The organism is Sinobaca sp. H24, from assembly GCF_023845525.1.
This window is the reverse complement of record NZ_JALBWT010000001.1, coordinates 1-22,352: the sequence shown is the minus strand read 5'-3', so window position 1 is coordinate 22,352 and position 22,352 is coordinate 1. Positions and strand designations below refer to the sequence as shown.

At 45.0% G+C, this 22,352-nt stretch carries 20 protein-coding genes and 2 pseudogenes; 13 read left to right on the top strand and 9 right to left on the bottom strand.

Annotated elements, in window-relative coordinates; all coding sequences use genetic code 11:
* Positions 1 to 7 precede the first annotated feature (7 nt).
* The 3 genes from MMY81_RS00110 to MMY81_RS00100 all read right to left on the bottom strand — a co-directional run bounded on the left by MMY81_RS00110 (position 8) and on the right by MMY81_RS00100 (position 4,590).
* Positions 8 to 703, bottom strand: a complete 696-nt coding sequence (locus MMY81_RS00110) for a response regulator transcription factor (RefSeq protein WP_252311142.1) — start codon at positions 701 to 703, stop codon at positions 8 to 10.
* A complete protein-coding gene (locus tag MMY81_RS00105; protein WP_252311141.1) occupies positions 700 to 2,304 on the bottom strand; it encodes an ATP-binding protein in 1,605 nt (534 codons plus the stop codon). Before MMY81_RS00105 ends, MMY81_RS00110 begins: the two co-directional genes overlap by 4 nt.
* Before the next feature lie 345 nt (positions 2,305 to 2,649).
* Positions 2,650 to 4,590, bottom strand: a complete 1,941-nt coding sequence (locus MMY81_RS00100) for an ABC-F family ATP-binding cassette domain-containing protein (protein WP_252311140.1) — start codon at positions 4,588 to 4,590, stop codon at positions 2,650 to 2,652.
* A gap of 273 nt (positions 4,591 to 4,863) precedes the next feature.
* On the opposite strand from MMY81_RS00100, the gene MMY81_RS00095 reads away from it, so the two are divergent.
* From MMY81_RS00095 to MMY81_RS00055, 9 genes and pseudogenes are all read left to right on the top strand, one after another.
* Entirely contained in the window at positions 4,864 to 5,511 is a 648-nt protein-coding gene (locus MMY81_RS00095; RefSeq protein WP_252311139.1) for a redox-sensing transcriptional repressor Rex, read from the top strand.
* A 38-nt stretch (positions 5,512 to 5,549) separates the two neighbouring features.
* Positions 5,550 to 5,747 (top strand): twin-arginine translocase TatA/TatE family subunit, encoded by a 198-nt coding sequence (locus MMY81_RS00090; protein ID WP_252311138.1) that lies wholly within the window; start codon positions 5,550 to 5,552, stop codon positions 5,745 to 5,747.
* Between the two features lie 31 nt (positions 5,748 to 5,778).
* The gene (tatC, locus tag MMY81_RS00085) at positions 5,779 to 6,564 is read left to right on the top strand and encodes a twin-arginine translocase subunit TatC (protein ID WP_252311594.1); all 786 of its coding nucleotides are present in this window, start codon (positions 5,779 to 5,781) and stop codon (positions 6,562 to 6,564) included.
* A gap of 181 nt (positions 6,565 to 6,745) precedes the next feature.
* Entirely contained in the window at positions 6,746 to 6,952 is a 207-nt protein-coding gene (locus tag MMY81_RS00080; protein ID WP_252311137.1) for a PspC domain-containing protein, read from the top strand.
* A 58-nt stretch (positions 6,953 to 7,010) separates the two neighbouring features.
* Positions 7,011 to 7,556, top strand: coding sequence for a hypothetical protein (locus MMY81_RS00075; protein ID WP_308215155.1), 546 nt, complete (start codon positions 7,011 to 7,013; stop codon positions 7,554 to 7,556).
* Positions 7,557 to 7,817: 261 nt separating this feature from the next.
* Positions 7,818 to 8,935: pseudogene (gene wecB / locus MMY81_RS00070) on the top strand (non-hydrolyzing UDP-N-acetylglucosamine 2-epimerase).
* Position 8,936: 1 nt separating this feature from the next.
* Positions 8,937 to 9,713, top strand: a complete 777-nt coding sequence (locus tag MMY81_RS00065) for a hypothetical protein (protein ID WP_252311136.1) — start codon at positions 8,937 to 8,939, stop codon at positions 9,711 to 9,713.
* Between the two features lie 3 nt (positions 9,714 to 9,716).
* Positions 9,717 to 10,946, top strand: coding sequence for a glycosyltransferase family 2 protein (locus tag MMY81_RS00060; RefSeq protein WP_252311135.1), 1,230 nt, complete (start codon positions 9,717 to 9,719; stop codon positions 10,944 to 10,946).
* Positions 10,943 to 11,965 (top strand): hypothetical protein, encoded by a 1,023-nt coding sequence (locus MMY81_RS00055; RefSeq protein ID WP_252311134.1) that lies wholly within the window; start codon positions 10,943 to 10,945, stop codon positions 11,963 to 11,965. The genes MMY81_RS00060 and MMY81_RS00055 overlap by 4 nt, the downstream gene beginning before the upstream one ends.
* Positions 11,966 to 11,991: 26 nt before the next feature.
* Here MMY81_RS00055 and MMY81_RS00050 read toward each other — a convergent pair whose 3' ends face one another.
* Positions 11,992 to 12,225, bottom strand: coding sequence for a DUF4305 domain-containing protein (locus MMY81_RS00050; RefSeq protein ID WP_252311133.1), 234 nt, complete (start codon positions 12,223 to 12,225; stop codon positions 11,992 to 11,994).
* Positions 12,222 to 12,941, bottom strand: a complete 720-nt coding sequence (locus MMY81_RS00045; protein ID WP_252311132.1) for a CPBP family intramembrane glutamic endopeptidase — start codon at positions 12,939 to 12,941, stop codon at positions 12,222 to 12,224. The genes MMY81_RS00050 and MMY81_RS00045 overlap by 4 nt, the downstream gene beginning before the upstream one ends.
* 350 nt (positions 12,942 to 13,291) lie before the next feature.
* Here MMY81_RS00045 and groES point away from each other — a divergent pair, with 350 nt between their 5' ends.
* Both groES and groL read left to right on the top strand, forming a co-directional pair.
* Entirely contained in the window at positions 13,292 to 13,576 is a 285-nt protein-coding gene (gene groES, locus MMY81_RS00040; protein ID WP_252311131.1) for a co-chaperone GroES, read from the top strand.
* Positions 13,577 to 13,645: 69 nt separating this feature from the next.
* A pseudogene (gene groL, locus MMY81_RS00035) lies at positions 13,646 to 15,282 on the top strand (chaperonin GroEL).
* A 493-nt stretch (positions 15,283 to 15,775) separates the two neighbouring features.
* Here the strand turns inward: groL and MMY81_RS00030 are convergent.
* The 4 genes from MMY81_RS00030 to MMY81_RS00015 form a co-directional block, all read right to left on the bottom strand.
* Positions 15,776 to 16,219, bottom strand: coding sequence for a tripartite tricarboxylate transporter TctB family protein (locus tag MMY81_RS00030; protein ID WP_252311130.1), 444 nt, complete (start codon positions 16,217 to 16,219; stop codon positions 15,776 to 15,778).
* A 1-nt stretch (position 16,220) separates the two neighbouring features.
* The gene (locus MMY81_RS00025) at positions 16,221 to 17,702 is read right to left on the bottom strand and encodes a tripartite tricarboxylate transporter permease (protein ID WP_252311129.1); all 1,482 of its coding nucleotides are present in this window, start codon (positions 17,700 to 17,702) and stop codon (positions 16,221 to 16,223) included.
* Positions 17,703 to 17,713: 11 nt separating this feature from the next.
* Positions 17,714 to 18,835 (bottom strand): type 2 periplasmic-binding domain-containing protein, encoded by a 1,122-nt coding sequence (locus MMY81_RS00020; protein ID WP_252311128.1) that lies wholly within the window; start codon positions 18,833 to 18,835, stop codon positions 17,714 to 17,716.
* A gap of 97 nt (positions 18,836 to 18,932) precedes the next feature.
* The gene (locus tag MMY81_RS00015) at positions 18,933 to 19,802 is read right to left on the bottom strand and encodes a LysR family transcriptional regulator (RefSeq protein WP_252311127.1); all 870 of its coding nucleotides are present in this window, start codon (positions 19,800 to 19,802) and stop codon (positions 18,933 to 18,935) included.
* A 137-nt stretch (positions 19,803 to 19,939) separates the two neighbouring features.
* On the opposite strand from MMY81_RS00015, the gene MMY81_RS00010 reads away from it, so the two are divergent.
* Both MMY81_RS00010 and MMY81_RS00005 read left to right on the top strand, forming a co-directional pair.
* The gene (locus MMY81_RS00010; RefSeq protein ID WP_252311126.1) at positions 19,940 to 21,055 is read left to right on the top strand and encodes a 2-methylaconitate cis-trans isomerase PrpF family protein; all 1,116 of its coding nucleotides are present in this window, start codon (positions 19,940 to 19,942) and stop codon (positions 21,053 to 21,055) included.
* Positions 21,056 to 22,062: 1,007 nt separating this feature from the next.
* Positions 22,063 to 22,352: MerR family transcriptional regulator (locus MMY81_RS00005; RefSeq protein WP_252311125.1), on the top strand; the 290-nt coding region annotated here is incomplete at its 3' end.

Genomic DNA, 22,352 nt, shown 5'->3' with positions numbered 1-22,352 from the left:
AAAAGAGCTACCGGTGAAAATACCGGCGCTCGGGACGGCCGACAATGCCGTAAATCGGCTTTGCCTCGCCTTTATTAATGGAAATTAAAAATTCAAGGTATCGTCTTGCTGTTGTCCTGGAGGCACCGAGCTGCTTTCCCATCTCATCTGCGGTAATACCTTCAGCCATTTCCTTGAGGCATTCCTGAACGGTGCGAAGTGTCAGTGCGTCGATACCCTTTGGCAGCGGTTCTTCTTCGTAAATGGGAGCAGGAGATTCTGGCAGTGTCCGCTCCGTACCGCTGTACCATTCATCAATTTCCTGCTGCGACATCTCGGAAGCGAGGGAGAGATTGTAATGAAACGCTTTGTATTTTTGCAGCGTTTCCTGCAGACGGTCGAGAGATCCTGGTTTAATAATGTAATCATAAACGCCGTAGCGGAATGCTTTTTTGATATGTTCGGTGTTCGTGGAAGCTGAAATAATAATGACATCTACTTCCGGATAGTCTCTGCGGATCACATCAAGCAGGTCGACACCCATGCTGTCCGGCATATACACATCCAGCAGAAGAAGCTTAATATCGCAGGTGCGGAGCAGATCAAATAATTCAGCGGCACTGGCAGCTTTCGCCTGACATTCAAAGCCCTCGAGGCCGTTAACAATTTCTTCATGAATCTGTGCAATACGAAAATCATCTTCTGCTATGACGGTTTTAATCATGAGATGTCCTCCTTTTTTTCACTATGCTTATGTTTGGGGATGTAGACGGAGAAAATAGTACCGTTCTCTTCACTGGATGTATACTCGAGCATACCATGAAGCTCCTGAACCGTATGCTGAATCACGGACAGACCATACCCGCGCTTTTTGGTGCCTGGCTTCGTGGAAATCCCTTTTTGCAGGAGTTTTTCAAACGAATCTGCAAGCCCGGGGCCGTTATCGCTGATTTCAAATACAATATCGTTTCCGATATCGGTGACGAAAAAGCGGACCACCGGCTTTGTACTGTACTGGGCGGCCGCCTCCAGAGCGTTGTCTATTAGGTTTCCCAGCACCGACACCATTTGTACTTTGCCTATAGAGGGCGGCAGTACGTTAAGCTGGCTGTCTTCTTCGACGTGAAAGGCAATTTTCATTTCAGAAGCACGTCCGCTTTTTCCGGATAAAATAGCCTGAATGGTTGGATCGAGAATCTGTCCGAACACAATAGAAGCCTGCTGCTTCTGCAGGTTCGTCTCCTCGTCGATCATCTGCAGAGCTTCCCGGTTTTTGCCGAGATGCAGATAGCCGGAGAGGGCATACAGTTTGTTCATAAATTCATGATTTTGGGAACGCAGGTCGTCGGAGTAGCGCTGGATATCGGAGAGCGTATTGGCCATCTGCATCATTTCTGTTTTGTCACGGAAGCTTGAAACGACGCCGGCGATTGTTCCTTTTTTATAAATAGGCTCCCGGTTGACAATCAAGGTCATGTCTTCTAGCTGAAGCTCTTGATTGTACTCCGGCTCCAGACTATCCAGCACCCGCTCCATATTGGAAGCGGGGAGGAGATCCTTAATATGGCGACCTTCAGCGTTGCCATATGCACCGATCATAGCCGCAGCTGACTGATTCATCAGCGTCACCCGGCCTTCTGTATCAATGGCAATAATACCTTCCCGGATAGCTTTTAAAATGCCATCCCGCTCTGAATACATGTTGGCAATCTGATAAGGCTCGAGACCGTACATATCCTTTTTAATGCTTCGGGAAAGCAGAATACTCCCAATTACTCCACAGGCGACAGCCAGAAGAGCGATACCTGCTAAAAGGGCGATCCGCCGGAAAACAGCGGCCTGAAGTTCTTCAATTAAGAAGCCGACAGAGACAATCCCGATAATGTTGCCATTTTGATCGCGGACCGGCGTTTTCCCTCGAAGCGAAGGGCCTCTGGTGCCGGTTGCTCTGGAAATATAGGCTTCGCCCTCCAGCAGCGCACGGTCGTTGTCGCCGCCGACCATGCTTTCGCCAATCTGCCACTCGTCCGGATGGGCATAGCGGATGCCTTCGTTGTTGCCAATAACGACAAATTCCGCACCGGACTGGTCACGGATCTCTTCGGCATAGGGCTGCAGCACCTCGGAGGGATCGTCCGCAGAAAAAGCATCCCGCACGACTGGGGATGCTGCTACATATGTTGCGGTGCTGAGTGCTTTGTCGCCGAGCGTGCTTTCAATATCATGCATTTCCATAAAAGCATAGCTGCCGGACAGAAGAATGGTCACAAAAGCAATAATACCGGATACCAGGAAAATGATTTTTGTCCGAATCGTTATCTTCACAGCATATTCCCCTTTTAAATCGCTTACATTTCCTTAAGAATACGGGGAAATGGGGATAACGTCAAGCGGCTTCGGGAAAAGGGCATGCGTCTGTTGATAAGTCTTCTTTAAATATTCAGAAAAACAGCGAAAGTAACTGATATGAAGGGATTTAACCTGTTGATTGCAAATCTGTTGATAACTAATAAAATATGTGGATAACCATGAGAACGCTGATAGAAAGCAGAGGGGTGTGTGCATAACTCTGTGGATAGTGTGTATAAGTGTGAATTTCGAAAAAAGAACCGCTTGACAGGAAATTAAATCCTGCAAACGGCATGCCTATTATTTCTTATTTTGGAAAAGTTATTCTTCTTCCTGCAGGGTTTCCCATTCATCCATCTGCTGGTCAAGGGTTGTTTTCAGCTTCTGGGAGGCGCTCTGAATGGCAGCTGCTTTTTCGTGGTCACTGTACACGTCAGGATCGAGAAGCAGCTGCTCGTGTTCTTCGATCTGGGATTCGAGATCTTCAATAGACGCTTCAATCGTTTCAATCTGGCGCAGACGGCGGCGTTCATGTTTCTTCGCCTCTTTGTCCTGCTGGAAGCTGTTTTTTACTTCCGGCGCTCCAGCTGCCGCGGGAGCCTTCTCTTCTGCCTGTTCACGGCGTATGGCTTCGCGTTCCTTTTCGTCTTCTACCCGGGCAATAAAGTAATCGTAATCGCCGATATAGTCGCGGAGGCCGCCGGGGGACAGCTCGACAATCCGGGTTGCCATCCGGTTCAGGAAATAGCGGTCGTGGGAAACGAAGACGAGCGTTCCCGGATAGTCAATCAACGCACTTTCGAGGACTTCCTTGCTGTCTAGATCCAAATGGTTGGTCGGCTCATCAAATAAGAGAACGTTCGGCTTCTGCATCATCAGCTTGGCAAGAGCAAGGCGTGCTTTTTCCCCGCCGCTCAGGTCGTACACCATTTTCATAACATCTTCCTGGGTAAACAGGAAATTGCCGAGCACGGTGCGGATGTCTTTTTCCACCGTCTGTGGATAATCGTCCCAAAGCTCATGAAGCACAGTCTTATTTGTATTCAGATCGGCCTGCTCCTGGTCGTAGTAGCCGATCTTTACTTTACTTCCGAGACGGATCGTGCCGCCCTGAAGGGGAAGATCTCCTTTCAGCGCTTTCAGAAGGGTGGATTTGCCGACACCATTTTGGCCGATGAGGGCTACGCTTTCGCCTTTTTTTACGTTCAGGCTCAGGTTTTTAATAATCGGATCCGCTTCCGGATAGCCAATTGTGACGTCATCGATCATCAGTACGTCATTGCCGCTTTCCTTATCAATGGAAAAAGAGAATGAGGCGGATTTACGATCTCCGTCGGGGCGCCCGGCGCGGTCCATTTTTTCGAGCTTCTTACGGCGGCTCTGCGCCCGTTTGGTGGTCGAGGCGCGGGCGATGTTGCGCTGTACAAAGTCTTCGAGGTCGGCGATTTCCTTTTGCTGCTTTTCGAATGTTTTGAGCTCCTGCTCATAGCGGAGTGCTTTTTCTTCTATATAGTAGCTGTAGTTGCCCTGATAGAGCGACGCTTTGTTCCAGGCAATCTCGTATACCTTCTGGACAATTTTATCGAGAAAGTAGCGGTCGTGGGAAACGATCAGCACCGCGCCGTCATAGCCGGAAAGGTACTGCTCCAGCCAGCGGAGCGTATCAATATCAAGATGGTTGGTCGGCTCATCGAGAATCAGGAGCTCCGGTTTAGATAGAAGCAGTTTAGCGAGAGCGAGGCGGGTTTTCTGTCCGCCGCTCAGAACATTAATTGGCGTCTCATAGTCAAAAGCTCCGAAGCGGAGCCCGGAAAGAATGCCGCGGATGTCGGCTTCGAACTGGTAGCCGCCGCGTTCTTTAAAGGTATACTGCATGGAATCATATTCGCTCAGCACCTTTTCGTAGGCGGCCGGCTGTTCCAGAAGAGAAGGGTCCGACATTTTTTCTTCCAGTCCGCGGAGGTCTTTTTCCATTTTGCGGAGCTCGGTGAAGACCGTCAGCATTTCCTCCCAGATCGAGCGGTCGGTGTCGAGTCCGCTGTGCTGGTCGAGATAGCCGATGGACACATCTTTAGGAACGACCACTTGTCCGGAGTCGCTTGGCAGCTCTCCGGTAATTATTTTTAAAAGCGTAGATTTTCCGGCACCGTTCCGGCCGATCAAAGCCACGCGTTCTTTCGCTTTTATGTCCATTTTTATATTTTGCAGAATCGTGTCTGCACCAAATGACTTCGTTATATCTATACATTGCAGTACGATCATCAAGAACCATCCTTTTATACAAGTCTCACCTTTCAGTTTAGCTTATTTCATGGGAAAAGGCGATCGTTCAGGAAACAGAAAAGCGGAGCTGTTCCTTCAGATTCATATGACAATACGTGCCTGAATGGTGTACAATAAATAAAGAAAGCGCAAACAGAAATCCTTCTGTTCGTCTTTCTTCCTGATAACAGGTATGCTGTGTATACCGGGAGATCCCGATACAAACAATGCCTGCCATGATGGAAACAGGCAGCGACCTATGGAGGCTTTCTAATGAATACAGACCAGCAAAAAATACCACAGGCTACAGCGAAGCGCCTGCCGCTGTATTACCGATTTCTTGAAAACCTGCATGCCTCCGGAAAAACCAGGGTGTCTTCCACAGAATTAAGTGAAGCAGTGAAAGTGGATTCCGCAACAATCCGCCGGGATTTTTCCTATTTCGGAGCGCTCGGCAAAAAGGGGTACGGCTATAACGTATCCTACCTGTTGTCCTTTTTCCGGAAAACCCTGGATCAGGACGAACGGACAAATGTCTGTCTTGTCGGCGTCGGTAACCTCGGCACGGCGCTTCTGCGTTATAATTTTTCCAGAAGCGACAACACGCGCATCGTTTCCGCTTTTGATGTAAAAGATGAAATTGTTGGAAACGAAGTAGGAGGAGTGGAGATTTTCCACCTGGACCAGCTCACAGAAAAGGCACCGGAAGATGAACAGCCAAGCGTGGCTATTCTGACCGTTCCTGCTGAATTTGCCCAGTCCACTGCCGAGAAGATTGTGGATGCCGGTATTAAAGGCATTCTGAACTTTACACCTGCCCGGCTGTCCCTGCCGCCTTACATAAGGGTGCACCATATTGATTTATCGATCGAACTGCAGACACTCGTCTACTTTTTACGGAATTACCCGCTCGATTCGTAAGCACGTATCCGATATATCTTAAAAAGGGAGGCTGTAACATGCCAATAGGACCAGGAAGTCTTGCACTTATTGCCATAGTAGCACTGCTCATATTCGGCCCAAAGAAGCTGCCGGAGCTTGGAAAAGCAGCAGGGAACACCTTGAGAGAATTTAAGTACGCAACCAAGGGGCTGGCAGATGATGACGATGAAGAGAAGCCAAAGAAATCCGAACCAAAAACCGGTGAAACCAAGTAATCCGAAACGCCCGCCGGTCATAGAAGAAGAGATGACGCTGTATGACCACCTCGGGGAGCTGAGAAGGAGAATAATCCTGGTCGGCAGCGTCTTTCTCGTGGCGATGATTATCGGGCTGATCATTGCACCGCGTGTGATTGAACACCTTCAGAATATCCCGGCGGCAGAAGATTTTCCGATGAACGTCTTCAGTCTGACCGACCCGGTGATGCTGTATATGAATTTCGCTTTTGTGATCGGGCTGATTCTTGTGTTTCCGCTCCTGCTCCACCAGCTCTGGGCTTTTGTATCTCCGGGCCTTATGGAAAATGAGCGCAAAGCCACCTTGTCCTATATACCGATTGCGACGTTCCTGTTTTTCGGAGGACTCGCCTTTGCTTATTTCATTCTGTTTCCAAATGTACTCCGCTTTTTAAGCTCGCTGACTGAGCGGCTCGGGCTCACGGAACAATATGGCGTCAATGACTACTTTTCGTTTCTGTTTCAGCTCACACTCCCGTTCGGGCTGTTGTTTCAGCTTCCGGTAGTCGTGATGTTCCTGACACGGCTCGGGCTGATCACGCCCGCCTGGTTGCGCACGGTGCGGAAGTATGCATACTTCGTACTGCTCGTAGTGGCCGGCTTTATTACGCCGCCTGAGATCGTCTCACATCTCATGGTCACCGTACCGCTGCTGCTGCTTTATGAAGTGAGCATTATTATTTCCAAATCGACGTACAAGAAAGTACAGAAAGCCGAAAAGCAGCGCATGGAGGAATGGGCGCTCGAAGAACAAAAGCGCCGGCAGGAAGAGATAGATAAAGAGAATAATGGGTAAAAAACATCCGAAAGGGTTTTTTTTATTTAGTAATGAATGTTCACTGCGTAGAAGCTGGCTAGGCAGATGCTTTCAACCTTTTCTCCTATATAGAATAAAGATAACCATCGAATTTTTATTGAAAGGAAATATATGGAATGGTACGTTGGTAAAAGAAGGATAGGATTCCAGGGAGGCTTTTATGAAGAAAAGAAGACTTGTACGTTCATCTACTAATTTTTACAGTTTTGGCGTCATCGGCGGTATAGCAGAGCGCTTTAACATCGATGCAACGTTACTGCGTATTGCTTATATTGTGCTAGTAGCTGCTACGATGAATGTGCCGCTGGTCCTGCTTTATATCGCAGCAATTTTTATCATTCCAAAAGATACTGCACCGCTGCAGTAGAGTAGAAAATCCATATACAAAAACAGATACAATCTAAACGGGAAGGCAGGGGAGATATATGGAAGAGCTGCTGCTTGGCTATTACTGGGAACTTTTTATTGCCGCAGAAATACTATCTATTATCTGCCTTCTGCTGTTCGGCGTGCTTCGTTACATATGGAATGCTCCCGGGCGAAGCCTGCTGTTTCTCTGGATTTTTCTTTTTCTTCTGATTCTGGAAGCGGTACTGGCTTTATATGTGTACCGGCAGACCGGCGAAGTATCCAGCTTTCTTATAGTTGTCGTCGTGTTTGTTATCTATGCCTGCACCTTTGGCGTATTTGATTTTATCAAGCTGGACCGGTGGATGCGCGGCAAAATAGGCAGGCTGCGCGGCGTGGAGTTATTGTCAAACAAGGATTATGAGGTTTTAAACAGACATAATGATCCTAAATATATTGCGAAAAAATATAGGCAAAACGTCTATGATTCATCTTGTCTGCTTTGTTATCGGTCAGGCTGTGCTGTGGTCCATGGGGACCGGTACGATGCAGGAAATGATCGAATACGCGGCGGATTTTTCCTGGGTGGAAGCAGGAGAGGCAGAGAATTCACCGTATCCTAATGAAGCATTGTATTCGATTGGAATGATATGGGGCATCGTTTTTGCTGTCGATTTCCTTTATTCCTGGTCCTATACGTTATTTCCTAAGTCTATAAATAAATAGTTCCAGACGTGAAAAGCCGTTCCCTGCGAATGGCTTTTTTATTTATTTAGAAAATAAATATATAACATTCTGCCGATAATATAAATATAGCAGTCATAATGTTATATAATTCACTATATAGAACATTTTCACTACACCATGGAGATGGGGATGGACGGATGGAAAAAATCAATGTAGTTACTGTGATCGGAACAAGACCGGAAGCGATAAAAATGGCTCCTTTATTAAAAGAATTGAACGGCATTCCTCTATACATTCATCGCTTATTGTGACGGGCCAGCACAAGGAAATGCTTGATCAGGTGCTGGAGACATTTCAACTGGCTGTAGATCACAATCTGCATATTATGCAGCCGGATCAGACATTGACGACGATTACGGTCAAGGTGCTGGAAGGGCTGGAGCCGCTGTTTCGGGAGATGAAGCCGGATCTCGTATTAGTGCATGGAGACACAACAACCACGTTTGCCGCGGGCATGGCTGCATTTTACCAGCAGATACCAGTCGGCCACGTCGAAGCGGGACTCCGCACGGGTAATAAATTCTCTCCTTATCCGGAGGAAATGAACCGGAAGCTGGCTGCTGCATTGGCAGATTGGAACTTTGCTCCGACAAACACTGCCAGAGAAAATCTGCTGCAAGAAAATATCGATCCGGAGACTATTTTTGTGACCGGTAACACCGCGATCGATGCGCTGGCGCTGTCGGTGCGTCCAGACTATACGAACCCGCTTCTGGAAACGATGAATGGGAATCGGTTTATCATATTAACGACACACCGCCGCGAAAATCTCGGGGAAGGGATGAAGGATATATTTGCAGCGGTAAAGCGGCTGCTTGACGCTTTTTCGGACCTTCATGTCGTATATCCTGTTCACAAAAACCCGCGGATTCATGCGCTCGTAGAAGAGATGTTTACCGAGCATCCGAGGCTTCATCTAACAGAACCATTGGAAACATTTGATTTTCATAATATGGCCTCACGATCCACGCTGATCTTAACCGACTCCGGCGGGATTCAGGAGGAAGCTCCATCCTTTGGTGTTCCGGTACTGGTGCTAAGAGAGAACACGGAAAGGCCGGAAGGGGTGGAAGCGGGCGTACTGAAGCTCGTCGGCACATCGCCTGAGCTTATCTTTAAGGAAGCATCCCGGCTTCTGGAGAGTGAAGCCGCCTATATGGATATGGCGGAGCGTGTGAATCCATACGGGGACGGCAGGGCTTCCGTACGCATTGCCGGTTTGATTGAACATCTTTTTGCATGGGAGGAGGCATGATATGAAACCGACGGTCTCGATGACGATTCTGTTTACGATTATGGCGCTGTGCCTGCTTGTCATCTTTCAGGTGGGAGGAGCGCTTCTCCAGACTATTTCGATGCTGCTTGTTCTGGCAGCAGTTGCGGGAATGGCTCTTCTGCCGGGTCGGTATATTTTTCCGGCTGCGCTTGCGCTGATTTTACTGTACGGCTTCTATTTAACGGGATGGAGCGTATTTTTCCCGGATGCGCCGCCCCAGACTACCCTGATCAGTCATCACATTCTGTTTAGTTTCTTTACTGTAAGCGTCTGGCTGTTCTTTGCTTCTTTTAAAACGCTGATCAAAGAGAACGCTGATTTGAAAAGTCAGGTCGATCATTTGAAGAAATATGAACCTTCCTCCATGCTTTTGTCCGTATCGGAATTTGAAAGCCAGGTGGAGCTGATGCTGACGGGAATGAAACGACGCAGGGAATCAGGCTGGCTGATTCACATTGTGCTGAAGCCCCAGGCTTATGCCGCGGCGGCGCTCCAGAAAAGCATGAGCGGTGTGATTCTGCAGTCCATCCGGGCCCAGTATGACCTGGCGACCATTAACCCGGACGGGAGCTTTTCGATTTTTCTTCAGAATACGGATGAAACAGGAGTCGCGATTGTTAAAAATCGAATGGATGAAAACCGGAAAGCTGTTATGCCGTCAGAGGAACGTCCTTATGACATGTATTCCTACTATATGGAGGAATATGATTTTCATACGTCCACGGAACAGCTCTATGATATGAGAAAGGAAGCCTGAGCGATGGATATCTTTTTTATAACGGCGATGACCTTTTTCTGGGTTCTTTTAATTTATTACTCGTGGCTGGCAGTAGGCGGCGTTATTCACCGCAGAAGAATTTACCCATTTGAACCCCTTAATCATTACCCGTCGGTTTCGATTCTCATCCCGGCTCATAACGAAGGCGTCGTGATGCAGTATACGCTGCAGGCGATGCAGGCGCTTGAGTATCCGGGGGAACTGCAGGTGATGCTTCTTGATGATAATTCCAGCGATGACACAGAAGCGATCGGTCTGGAATACAGCCGGTTATTTTCCAGAATCCACTACGTGAAGGTGCCGCCGGGAGAGCCAAAAGGCAAATCCCGGGTGCTCAATTACGGTCTGTCGTTAATCGACACCGAATACTTTCTTGTTTATGATGCCGATAATCAGCCGGAGCCGGATGCAGTCCGGAAGCTGGTCGAAGCCGCAGAACATACGGAAAAAGCGGTCGGAGCCGTCGGGTATGTCAAGACAGTCAACGCCCGGAAGAATCTGCTGACGCGGATGATTGCGCTGGAGTTTGAAGTGTTCCAGCTTCTTATGCAGAGTGGAAGGTGGCACTGGTGGAAAATGGGATCGCTCGCAGGAACAAACATGCTCCTGAAGGTGAGTGCCCTTGAGGAACTGGGCGGGTATGACGAATACGCGCTCGCGGAAGACGCGGAGCTGACGATCCGGGTTGCATCGAAGGGATGGCGGCTTCCAGTCGTGCCGGAAGCGAGAACGTGGGAACAGGAGCCGGAACACATCCGGATTTTTATCAGGCAGCGTACACGCTGGCTGATCGGCAATATTTATTTATTGGAAAAATCCTTAAAGGACGCTTCGTTCTGGAATCGTTCGACGCTGATTCACTCCGTGCAGCATATTGCCACCTACTTCTTTTTCGTTGTGGTGCTGTTTATTTCCAACGTCCTGCTTATCCTCAGCCTGTTTAACGTCGTGTCGGTTACGATGGCCGTTCCGCTGTTAATGGTCTGGTTTATGAGCTATATTGTATACACGAGCCAGATTCTGAGTGCGCAGGTGCTGGAAAAGGATGCCGGCAGTTTTCAGGTCGCGGTGGGAGGCATTATGTATTTCACGTATGCCCAGCTGTTTCTTGTGCTGCTGGCAAAGAGCTTTTTCTCTTACTTTGCAAGCCGGGTGAGAAAGCGCACAATTCTCTGGGACAAAACAGAACGATTTAAAGGGGAGAATCCGTGAAAAAAGGAATAATCGCAGTACTTCTGATTATCGGTATTGGCCTGGCAGTTTTTTGGCTGCTTCCATCGGAAAGGGAGGAGGACGAAACGGTGACAGTTATAGAGGAACGGTACCGGGGAGATAACGGACTGATTGCCAACTACCCGGACGGGGAAGGCAACACGGAGTACCTTTCTGAATCGTTCGGCCTGTATTTGGACTACCTGCTTGTGATGGAAGAGGAGGAAGCGTTCGCTGAAGAAATAGACAGATTGTCCGAGTTTACGGAAGAGCTGGACGAAGGAACGCTGATCAAATGGAAAGTGGAGGATGACATTTCCGTTAATGCGCTGATTGACGATGTGCGGATTGCCTATGCGCTGAAGCGGGGTGCGGAGCTGTTCGGCGAGGAATCATATCATGAGCTTTCGCTGGCGATTCAAGAAGCGGTCTATCACTATCAATACGAGGCGGGCGAATGGCACGACTTTTACGACTGGCCGTCTGAATCCCTCTCCCAGGAAGTACATTTCAGCTATTTCTCTGCTGCCGCCTGGGAAAGCTTTGGCTGGGACGGGGCTTCGCTTGAAGGCGTCACACGTGCCGCCATGGATAACAGCCTCTACTACTACGAACGGTATAATGTAGAAGACGAGGCGAAAGAGTTTTATACGGCAGGCGAAGTGAACCTGATCGACCAGGTGCTGATTATGCAGCAGATGGAGGCCGTTACCGGGGACATCCAGCCGCTGGAAAACTGGCTGTATGAGACCTATGACACCAATGGCAGGCTGACGGGCCGGTACGATCGGGAGACGATGGAAGAATCGGTCGAATACGAAGCGCCCGCTGTTTATGCGCTGATTATGCTGCATTTTCTGGATAAAGGAGACACGGCCAAAGCCGCCGACTGGAAAGAGCCGTTGGAAAGCGTCCATGAAACGGAACAGATTTCCACGGAAACCCACTTTTTTGACTATATGCTGGCAGAAACCGCATTAAAACGGCTGGAAAAAGAAACAACGAACGCAGAAGAGTAAAAAAAGACGCCTCAGTGGCGTCTTTTTTATTTATCTTTTTTGTTGTCGTTATCTTTATTATCCTTATTCTCCGAGGACTTCATACGCTGATGAAGCACCCAGAACCGGTGGCCGAGCATAATATCGAACGCAGCGATGGCGGCAAGCGCTATGCTCATGATGCTCCACATGCCGTATTCGCCGGCAAACTGAAGACCAAGGAATATACATAAGCCGGCGATTCCGAAGTAAATCATCGACATTGTTAATGGTGACATCATAAGAACAATCCTCCAATAATCAGTGCGGCCTGTTCCGCTTCACGGATAATTTCTTCAAGCTGATCGGCGAATATTACCTGTGTCATGACCACAAACGCATTCATGGCAACATGGGCGATAATCGGCACAATAATCCGTCCGGTTTTTACATAAAGGAAGGAAAACGTAAAGCCGACCGCAGTATAAATTAAGAGATGCGTGAAATCCAGATGCACGGCAGCGAAAATCACCGAGCTGATCAACGCGGCGAAAAAGAAGTTCATGCGGCGGTAAAGCGCGCCGAATAATACCTTCCGAAAGACAAGCTCTTCTAATATCGGGCCGACCACGGCCACAACGAGAGCAAACACTGGCACCATCTGGACCATTTCCACGATTTCCTGCGTGTTTTCCGAGCCGGGCTCGACGTTGAAAATCGCTGTTTCAATAATGACTGCCACATACTGGGCGACGAAGGCGAGCAGAATACCAAGAAAGCTCCACAGCACCGCGTCCCCGACGCTCGTTCTTTTTAATTTAGGGTGAGACTTTGCTTTACGCTCTGGTATTAAAAGCAGAAGCATAACTACCAGGGCGGCGACGAAGCTGAAGATACTCCATACAGCAATACTCTGTGTGATATCCATTCCGGTGGAAAGCAGCAGCGGAATGCCGAGAATACCGGAGAGCTGCATAAGAATATACGTCAGCAGAATCGCCCAATATCGCTTATTCAATAACGTCCACTCCTTAACATAAGTAAAATCGTTCAGCGGCCCGTAAGCCGTACCAACCGTCATTGTACCACAGGAGACGGCAGATCCCTTACGATAAGCATGTGAAACAATTGTGAAGGGAAAATGAAAATAAGAATTAGAAATCAGAGAGTACGGAACAAAAGAAAGGGCCGTGCGAAAAAGCAGAAATTTTTTTGCAGGAAGGGCTTGCAAAACAAAAGCAGAATGATTAATATAATAAGTGGATTAGCACTCAACACATCCGAGTGCTAAAAATGAAAAAAGTAAAGAACCGCGCCCGTTATTTCAAGGACGCCGTCTTTACGATAACTCTGAAGGAGGGTTCTACCTTGTTAAAGCCACTAGGTGACCGTATTATCATTGAGCAAGTTGAGTCAGAAGAAACAACTAAAGGCGGTATCGTCCTGCCGGGATCTGCCCAGGAAAAGCCGCAGGAAGGCCGAGTAGTAGCGGTTGGATCCGGTGCAGTAAAAGACAACGGAGAAAGACGCCCGCTTGAAGTAAACGAAGGCGATAAAGTGATTTATTCCAAATATTCCGGAACAGAAGTAAAGTTTGACGGTACGGAGTACTTAATTATCCGTGAAAGCGACATTCTTGCAGTCGTAAACTAATCATTCTTTTAATGAACGTATAAAAGCAGCACCCAATGAAACAAATACGCACTCAGGAGGGTACAATTAATGGCTAAAGATATTAAGTTCCGCGAAGACGCCCGCCGCTCCATGCTGCGCGTGTCGATGAACTAGCTAACGCAGTAAAAGTAACGCTTGGACCGAAAGGACGCAACGTCGTTCTCGAGAAAAAATTTGGTTCCCCGCTTATTACCAATGATGGTGTAACAATTGCAAAAGAAATCGAATTAGAAGATAACTTCGAGAACATGGGCGCCCAGCTCGTATCCGAAGTAGCAAGCAAAACAAACGACATCGCCGGTGACGGTACGACAACCGCAACCGTTCTGGCTCAGGCTATGATCCAGGAAGGTCTGAAGAACGTAACATCCGGTGCGAACCCAATGGGTATCCGCAAAGGTATCGAGAAAGCAACAAAGCTTGCTGTAGATGAACTGCAGAAGATTTCCAAGCCAATCGAAGGCCGTGAGTCTATTGCACAGGTAGCAGCTATTTCTTCTGCATCTGACGAAGTCGGCGAAATTATCGCTGAAGCAATGGAGCGCGTTGGAAACGACGGCGTAATCACAGTCGAAGAGTCCCGCGGACTTGATACCGAGCTTGAAGTCGTAGAAGGTATGCAGTTTGACCGCGGTTATGCGTCTCCATACATGGTGACGGATTCTGATAAGATGACGGCTGAGCTTGATAACCCGTACATTCTTATTACCGACAAGAAGATCTCCAACATCAGGAAGTTCTTCCGGTACTCGAGCAGGTGGTTCAGCAGAGCCGTCCAATCCTTATTATTGCAGAAGACGTAGAAGGCGAAGCGCTTGCTACACTTGTAGTAAACAAGCTCCGCGGTACGTTTAACGCAGTAGCTGTTAAAGCACCTGGCTTCGGCGATCGTCGTAAAGCAATGCTTGAAGACATCGCTACGCTTACAGGCGGTACGGTTATTACAGAAGATACAGGCCTTGACCTGAAGACAGCTACAGTCGATATGCTTGGTAATGCCAACAAGATTACCATTGATAAAGACAATACAACGATCGTAGAAGGAAATGGCCAGCCGGATCAGATTTCCAACCGTGTCAGCCAGATTAAATCCCAGATTGAAGAAACAACATCTGAATTCGATAAAGAAAAACTTCAGGAGCGCCTTGCGAAGCTTTCCGGCGGTGTCGCTGTCGTGAAAGTCGGAGCCGCATCCGAAACAGAAATGAAAGAGCGCAAGCTCCGCATCGAAGACGCCTTGAACTCTACACGTGCAGCAGTAGAAGAAGGTATCGTATCCGGTGGTGGTACCGCGCTTGAACGTATACAAGAAAGTCGCAGCTATTGAAGCAGAAGGTGACGAAGCAACAGGTATTTCCATCGTGGTTCGTGCACTCGAAGAGCCGCTTCGCCAGATCGCGTTGAACGCAGGCCTTGAAGGCTCCGTTATCGTTGAGAAGATGAAGCACGAAGAAGTAGGCATCGGCTTTAACGCCGCAACCAACGAATGGGTAAACATGGTAGAGGCCGGTATCGTCGACCCTACAAAAGTAACCCGTTCTGCACTTCAGCACGCATCTTCCGTATCTGCGATGTTCCTCACAACTGAGGCAGTTATCGCAGAAAAGCCGGAGTCCAGCAGTGACTACGGCGGCGGCATGCCCGACATGAGCGGTGGCATGGGCGGAATGGGCGGCATGATGTAATAGCGCCCAAAATCTTTCACCATAAGGTTTAAGTACCTTTCGGCTGGATGATGACTGGTTTTTAAATCATTTACTAAATCTAAAAGCCTTTCAAGAGTTTATAAACTCTTGAAAGGCTTTTTTAATCTTAAATATGTTTTGGGTTCCGCTCCTTCTCCAAGACTTTTCTGCTTGCCAGGCAACTTGGTCAAACGATGATAATCACCCTGCTTAAACTATTTCAATCATGTTTTAATTTGGGGTTTTTTTCTAATTCGAAAGCGTTTCATAGGTCCTTGATAAGAGAGCTGCTCCTCTGTTCTCAAGTAGATCGCTTCTCATGTTATTTTTTCGGAAAACTCGATTGGTGCTCCTAAAAAACACCTCCAAATCAGGTAGTGCACCCCAACGCTAGAGTCACTCTACTCTAACTAAACGATTGTGAGATTTTTTTATGTTTTATAGAAGGTTTTTACCAGGTATAAGACTATATTTATCAATTTGACTCTTTTATTCAGATCCCTAATAATACACTCTGCGGCCATGCTATATTTAATAAATTACTTAAAACCGTAATAAGAACTAATGCAATACCAGTCGAGTAAATAGTCTTAAAGAAAGTGAACTTAGATTCTATCAGTAAAAAGGAAATGAGGTAAATAGTGGAAGCAATAAACAGTCCCACTAAAGAAATTGTGATGACGTAGCCCATAATCCATCCAGTATATATAAGTGGTTTAATAATTAGAACTTTCGGATGCGAACCTTGTTTTTTTTGTTTCCTTATCTTTATAATTTCCTTTATTAGATAAATACCTGATAAGATACTACCTGCGATAGATACATATAAAGGGAAGAATTGGGCTAGACGGGAAAAGGTAAGTGCGGTAAAAGCGGCCCAGACAAAAACCATAAATATACCAAAAGTAAAAATTACATTTAGTGTTTGTTTAGTCATTTTATACACCTTCTCTTTGTAAGTTGTTACTGATTTTTTTCATTATGGTTCCTCCGGTAAGAAGGATAACGATTAATACCCCAATCGTAATAACAATGGGATTACTCAGCCATTCCCATCCGTACCTTTCAATGGAGATCCAATAGTACCTTTCTGCTGATATGGCTAATACAAATCCGATAAGTAATGGAGGTCTCGGCCAATCAAGAATGGTCATGATATATCCTAATAAACCAATGGCAATAAAGGCAACAATATCTCCCCAGGCGAAATTACTTTGATACGCCCCAATTAATAGAAGGATAGTAAGGAAGGGGACAAGCTTCTCTCCTGGAATTAGGCTTAGTTTGGAAATCGGTTTGACTAATGTCATACATAGGATAGCTCCAATTATGTTTGCAATAACTAGTGTCCAAACGATAGATAAAGTGAGAGGCAGCTCGCTTGTCAACATTCTTGGGCCTGCTTCTAGACCCATTAAAATTAATCCGCCCAGCAATATTGCGGTTGTCCCACTGCCAGGAATACCAAATAGCAGGGTTGGAATGAGGGACCCGCCTTCTTTCGCGTTATTTGCACTTTCAGGAGCGATAACTCCGCGAATGTCTCCTTCGCCAAACTGGTTATTTCTTACCGTCTTTTTACCTGCTCCATAAGCAAGCCAGTCGACGACACTTCCTCCCAATCCTGGAATGAAGCCGATCAGGCTCCCTAAAACAGCACTTCTCATGACTAAGAACTTGTTCTTAAGAGCGTCACCCACTCCTTTTAGGACCCCGCCTTTCAAGCGATTCGCCTCAGCTACGCTCCCCTTATGGGTCAGCATAGTAATTAAAATTGGAAAGGCAAAGATAGCCAAAGCGACAACTGGCAGGGAAAGACCATTAGAAAGGTAAAGGAAATCAAAGGTATACCGGTACTCCGTAATAGCAGGAGCACTTCCCACAGAACCGATCATTAATCCCATTAAACCTGATAGGGCTCCTTTAGCCGGTGAATCTCCAGCTAAAAGGCCGGCCATGCTAAGTCCAAGCATCGTTAACATAAATAAAACCGGTGAATTGAAACTAGTGATCAGCGGAGCAGCGATCGGAATAGCCAGATAGAGAGCAACTCCTCCTATAACCCCGCCTATCATTGAACAAAATAATGCAGCACCCATAGCCCTAGATGCTTCCCCTTTTTTAGCTAAAGGATATCCGTCCATAATAGTTGCCTGAGATCCGGAAGAGCCTGGGATCCCAAGCAATACAGAAGGAAAGGTATCTCCCGTATGAACAACGGCTACCATACCAATTAACAGGGCTGTCCCGACAAAAGGGTCCATTCCGAATACAAACGGCAGTAAAAGTGACATGCCTACTGTTCCGCCTAAACCTGGCAGCAGTCCAACTACAATGCCTAGTCCAATGCCAAGGCACATGAATAAAACCCTGGATGGATCTAATACAATACGTAAGGCTTCCATTGCACTTTCAATCATAGTATCCCCCTCTATAATTTTCTGCCATCAACTCCGTGATCATTTAAAAGAAATTCATAAACCCAATTGATTGTATCCTCATTCATATTTTTCTCTAAGTTATCGATTCTAATTTCTAACTCTTCCTGAGAGTAAATTTCATAATCCTCTAGAATAACGGAAGACTCTTGTTTGAATTGTTCATCTTCAACTAATCTATTGGCTGCTTTTTTCAATTCTTCTTTTGCACTTTCAGGCGCACTCTCATGAACCCATATCACTTTTTGTAGAGTATAGGTAGCGTTTAGAAAATGCTTATAAGTCTCCCATGCTTGTCCTTTAGGTTCGACACCGTGAAGTTCTTTATAAACTTCTTTTACAGTTGGAAGGTCAGGAAATTGCGGATCCCTCACGACTTCACCATTTTCATCAATTTGGCCTAAACTGTAGAGTGGAACAGCTTCTCCATCTTCTACCTTCGGCTCTATATTCTGCTTATAAGCTGTCGTGGTTTGAAAATCAATATTACTTTCGCCTTGCTCAAAAGCAACTCGTGCTGGACCTCTTCCTTCGTAACCCAATACTGCTTTAGCATCTATCTCTAGTACTTCAAAAGAAATTAATGTCGTTAAATCTAAACCGGTGGGAGACATGCCTGCATAAAAAAGCTTTTCTTTTATTTGGCCGAGATCAAAACCATCTTTAATGTTTAAATCTGCAGAACCATAAACTACACCTCCTGTAGGAGCTCCAACCAGGGGAGTAAGTTCGTCAAAACTATACTGTACAGATGATTGATCCAGTAAATAAGGAATATGAGTGGAAGCACTTGTGGTTACTAGATTTGTACCATCCTTATCATAGGAATTCACATATGCATTTGTTCCTGTAATGCTTCCACCGCCAGGTATGTTCTCAGCTTGAATACTTGGCTGGTTCTCAATATGGGTGGAAAGCGGCTTTGTCATAAATCTGGCAAATACATCGGTTCCTCCCCCCGCATCATAGGGAATAACCATTGTTAGAAGATCTTCGTTATAACCTTGTTCTTCTTCCCCGCTCGTTGCATCAGAACTAACAAATGATAAGGGCTGACAACCTACTATGAAAAGGGTAAGTATCATTAATGAAGTAAGCGCATACAATTTTCTCAATGCCTTATCCTCCTTCTTTTTTTGTGTTGTCATAAGGTTATAAAAATCAGTATCATAAGTAAAATAGATAAATATTATCGTTGTCTATAAAATTTTTTTATATTTTTACAGTCTGCTGTTTGATTAGAAAATCAATAAAAGCTTTTACAATATTAAGCTGGATAAAGTCTGTTCGGTACATTAACCACGTATCACGCAAAACAGGCTCTCCATTTTTATAGGTTAATCCCTCTGTATACAGATCATCGGAAGGCGTTAAGCAGATTTCGGGGACAACAGAAAAACCTAAATCATTCTTTACCATCTCTTTACTCGTTTCCTGTCTGTCTACTTCCATTGCAGTTAAAGGAGATTGAGAAAAATGATCATTCCACCATCTGCTGATCAGCCGTTTAAGTGAATTATCGGTCTTATAATAAATAAAGGGGAGCTGGGGGAGTTCTTCTAGGGAAATTTCATTTTTAGATATAATATACAATTGCTCTTTTGTTAAAAGTAATTTTTCTCCTTCCCAATCATAATCCCCTCTTAGGATTCCTAAATGGATTTGAGATTGATTCAATAAATTCATAATTTCAGTACTCCATCCAGTCTGAACCTTAAATTGAATATTGGGATAAGAGATTGAGAATTTCTTTAACAATGCGGGAAGTTTATATTGTGCAAAATTGCTTGAAACTCCGATCCGAAGAGTCCCTCTCACTTCATTACCAATGTTAAAAATTTCATCTTTTAGTGTGAGATATTCCTTTATTTGTTCCTTAGCATAATCTACGAGTAATTCACCTTCAGAAGTAAACTCAATTCCTTTTTTTGTACGAAAAAAAAGCTTGGTCTGAAAAGACTCTTCAAGTTGCTTTAATCGGTAACTGAGCGCAGGCTGAGTGATAAATAATTTTTCAGCTGCTTTTGTTAAGCTTTTTTCTTCTGCAATTGCATTTAAAATCTGCCAATCTTTTTGGTCCATAAGATAAAACTCCCTTATTTATAAAATATATTTATGCACTTCTATATAAAATTTTGATTTTTCTTATAATTAAATCCATTGTACGCTATGGATACCGTCTGAACAACATTCATTTTTCTATAAGGAGGGCATTTAGAGTGAATAAAGTACCTATTACTTTAATGCGTGGAGGAACCAGTAAAGGGGTATTTTTACAAAAGAAAGATTTACCAGCAACTGACCAGGAAAGAGAAGAATTTCTGCTGGATATCATGGGCAGTCCAGATCCTAACCAAATAGATGGATTAGGTGGAGCTAATTCTCTAACTAGCAAAGTGGCTATTATTGATAAGAGCAGCAATTCTTCATATGACATTGAATATACTTTTGCTCAAGTAAGCTTATATGATCAATTGGTAGATTTTAAAGGAAATTGTGGGAATATCTCTTCAGCAGTCGGCCCCTATGCAATAGCTAAGGGACTCGTCTCAGCAGAAGAACCTATTACAAAAGTAAGGATATTTAATACAAACACTAAAAAAATTATTACAGCTGAAGTAGAGGTGGAAAATGGCAGGGTAAAAACAGAGGGAGACTATTCGATACCTGGTGTGCCAGGCAATGGTTCGCCTATATTTTTATCGTTCGAAAATCCTGAAGGGGCTGTAACAGGTAAAGTTCTTCCCACAGGCAGACCGATAGATTTTCTCTCGTGTTCTTTAGGTGAAATTCGAGCATCTATAGTGGATATAGCTAATCCCTTGGTGTTTGTCCAAGCTCAGGATATAGGGCTTCGTGGAGATGAATTACCCGAGGAATATTCAAAGGAGCAAATTGCCCTTTTAGAAGAATTACGCGCAGCAGCAGCTGAGGAATGCGGATTTGCATCCAAATCTGAAGCTACGAGGCTTTCCCCGGCAACACCTAAATTAACAATTGTTTCAAAACCTTTTGATTATCAAGATACTGCTGGTAAGTTTCACAATGAAAAAGATTTTAACGTATTAGTGAGAATGATGTCCATGCAGCGGCCCCATAAAGCACTGGCTATAACAGGAGCGGTATGTATCACAGCTGCCAGTAAGATAAAAGGCACGATTCTTTCTGAAATTATCGATAGGAACAGCAGCACCATTTTAATAGGTCATCCAGCGGGGGTTATGGAAACTATATTTAATGAGTTTCCGTTGTCCATTAAAGTTGGTAGAACCGCACGTCTCTTAATGGAAGGGAAGGTTCACACAAAGAGTAATTATAGTCAGTCTGTAATTTAAACATTCACTATTACAGCGCAGTGTTTTGAGTGTTCCTCTTAAGGTATACAAGAAAAAATTTTTATATGAGGAACCTTCCATTAATTAATGGTATCGGTTTCTAATACCTTGAACGATTCAATGTGTACCAATTAAAATTTTTGAATATTTCTTTGATCTTTTATGACTGGATAATGTTCATAAATACTGAGGGTTTATTTAATAAGGAGGGGATGGATCAGAGTGGGAAAAGGGGATATATAAGTATTTTCAGTATTCATTGTTATCTAATTCCACTACTCAGTTAGTGTGGGTCATGATATGCAGCACATTCTAATCAAATAATATGATAGAAGCGTCCCGTCTGTTCAGTAAACAGGTGGGACGCTTTTTTCTTTGAGTTTTATAGCTCGATGATAAGTTTAAAAAAATGTGATAAGAAGCAGTGGTAATGGGAATAATACGCTTAGTGAAAAAATGTGTATATTTTAGAATTTTGATATAATAACTATATTACTAAATGACTTTTGTATCACGAAAGAAGGCGATTACTATTTTAGAAAAAATACATTCAGTGCTTCAATCGAATAAGAATGTAGTGGGTCTTTCCCTAGGCCTAATAGTTCTCGTATTTTTGATAATGCCGTGGTCAACCACCTATAATAATGGACAGGCAGCCCATCATTTAGGATTTAATATACCATTACTGGCTTACTATTCCGAAAGTGCTTCTTACCTTGATAGATTTTTGGTCTTTAATCCGATACAATTGCTGCAAAATTTCTATATCGGTCTAGGAGGAATTCTCCAGCTTGCGTCCTTTTTCTTATTCTTGTTATTAGCTAGATTTTTAACAGGAAGAATATTAGGATTTAAAAGAAAGAAAACAGTTAATTAATTAAATAGTATGATAAGAACGTCCCTTATGTTCATTTGAACATAAGGGACGTTTTTTGACTGGAGTCCGCTCTGCCAGCTGCTGTTATAATAAAACTACATTGTCAGTAAAGATTGGGGATAAATAAATCATGGAATTAATGGTAAGCAGGTTCGCGCAGATCGCTGATACGACGGTACGGACGTTAAGGCACTATCGGCAGCTGGGAATCTTAGTCCCGACCGAAAAAAATACGAAGGGGCAAAATGTCTACACTACGAAAGAGTTTAAGATCTTCCATAACATCAGGTTACTGCAAAGCCTGGGGCTGTCTTTAAAGGAAATTAAAGATCGGTTTGAGGAGCCGGGGTATTCTTTTGAAAAAATCATTGATGTACAGGAGAAGGTGTTAATAAGAAAAAGAGACAATATTGAATCGTC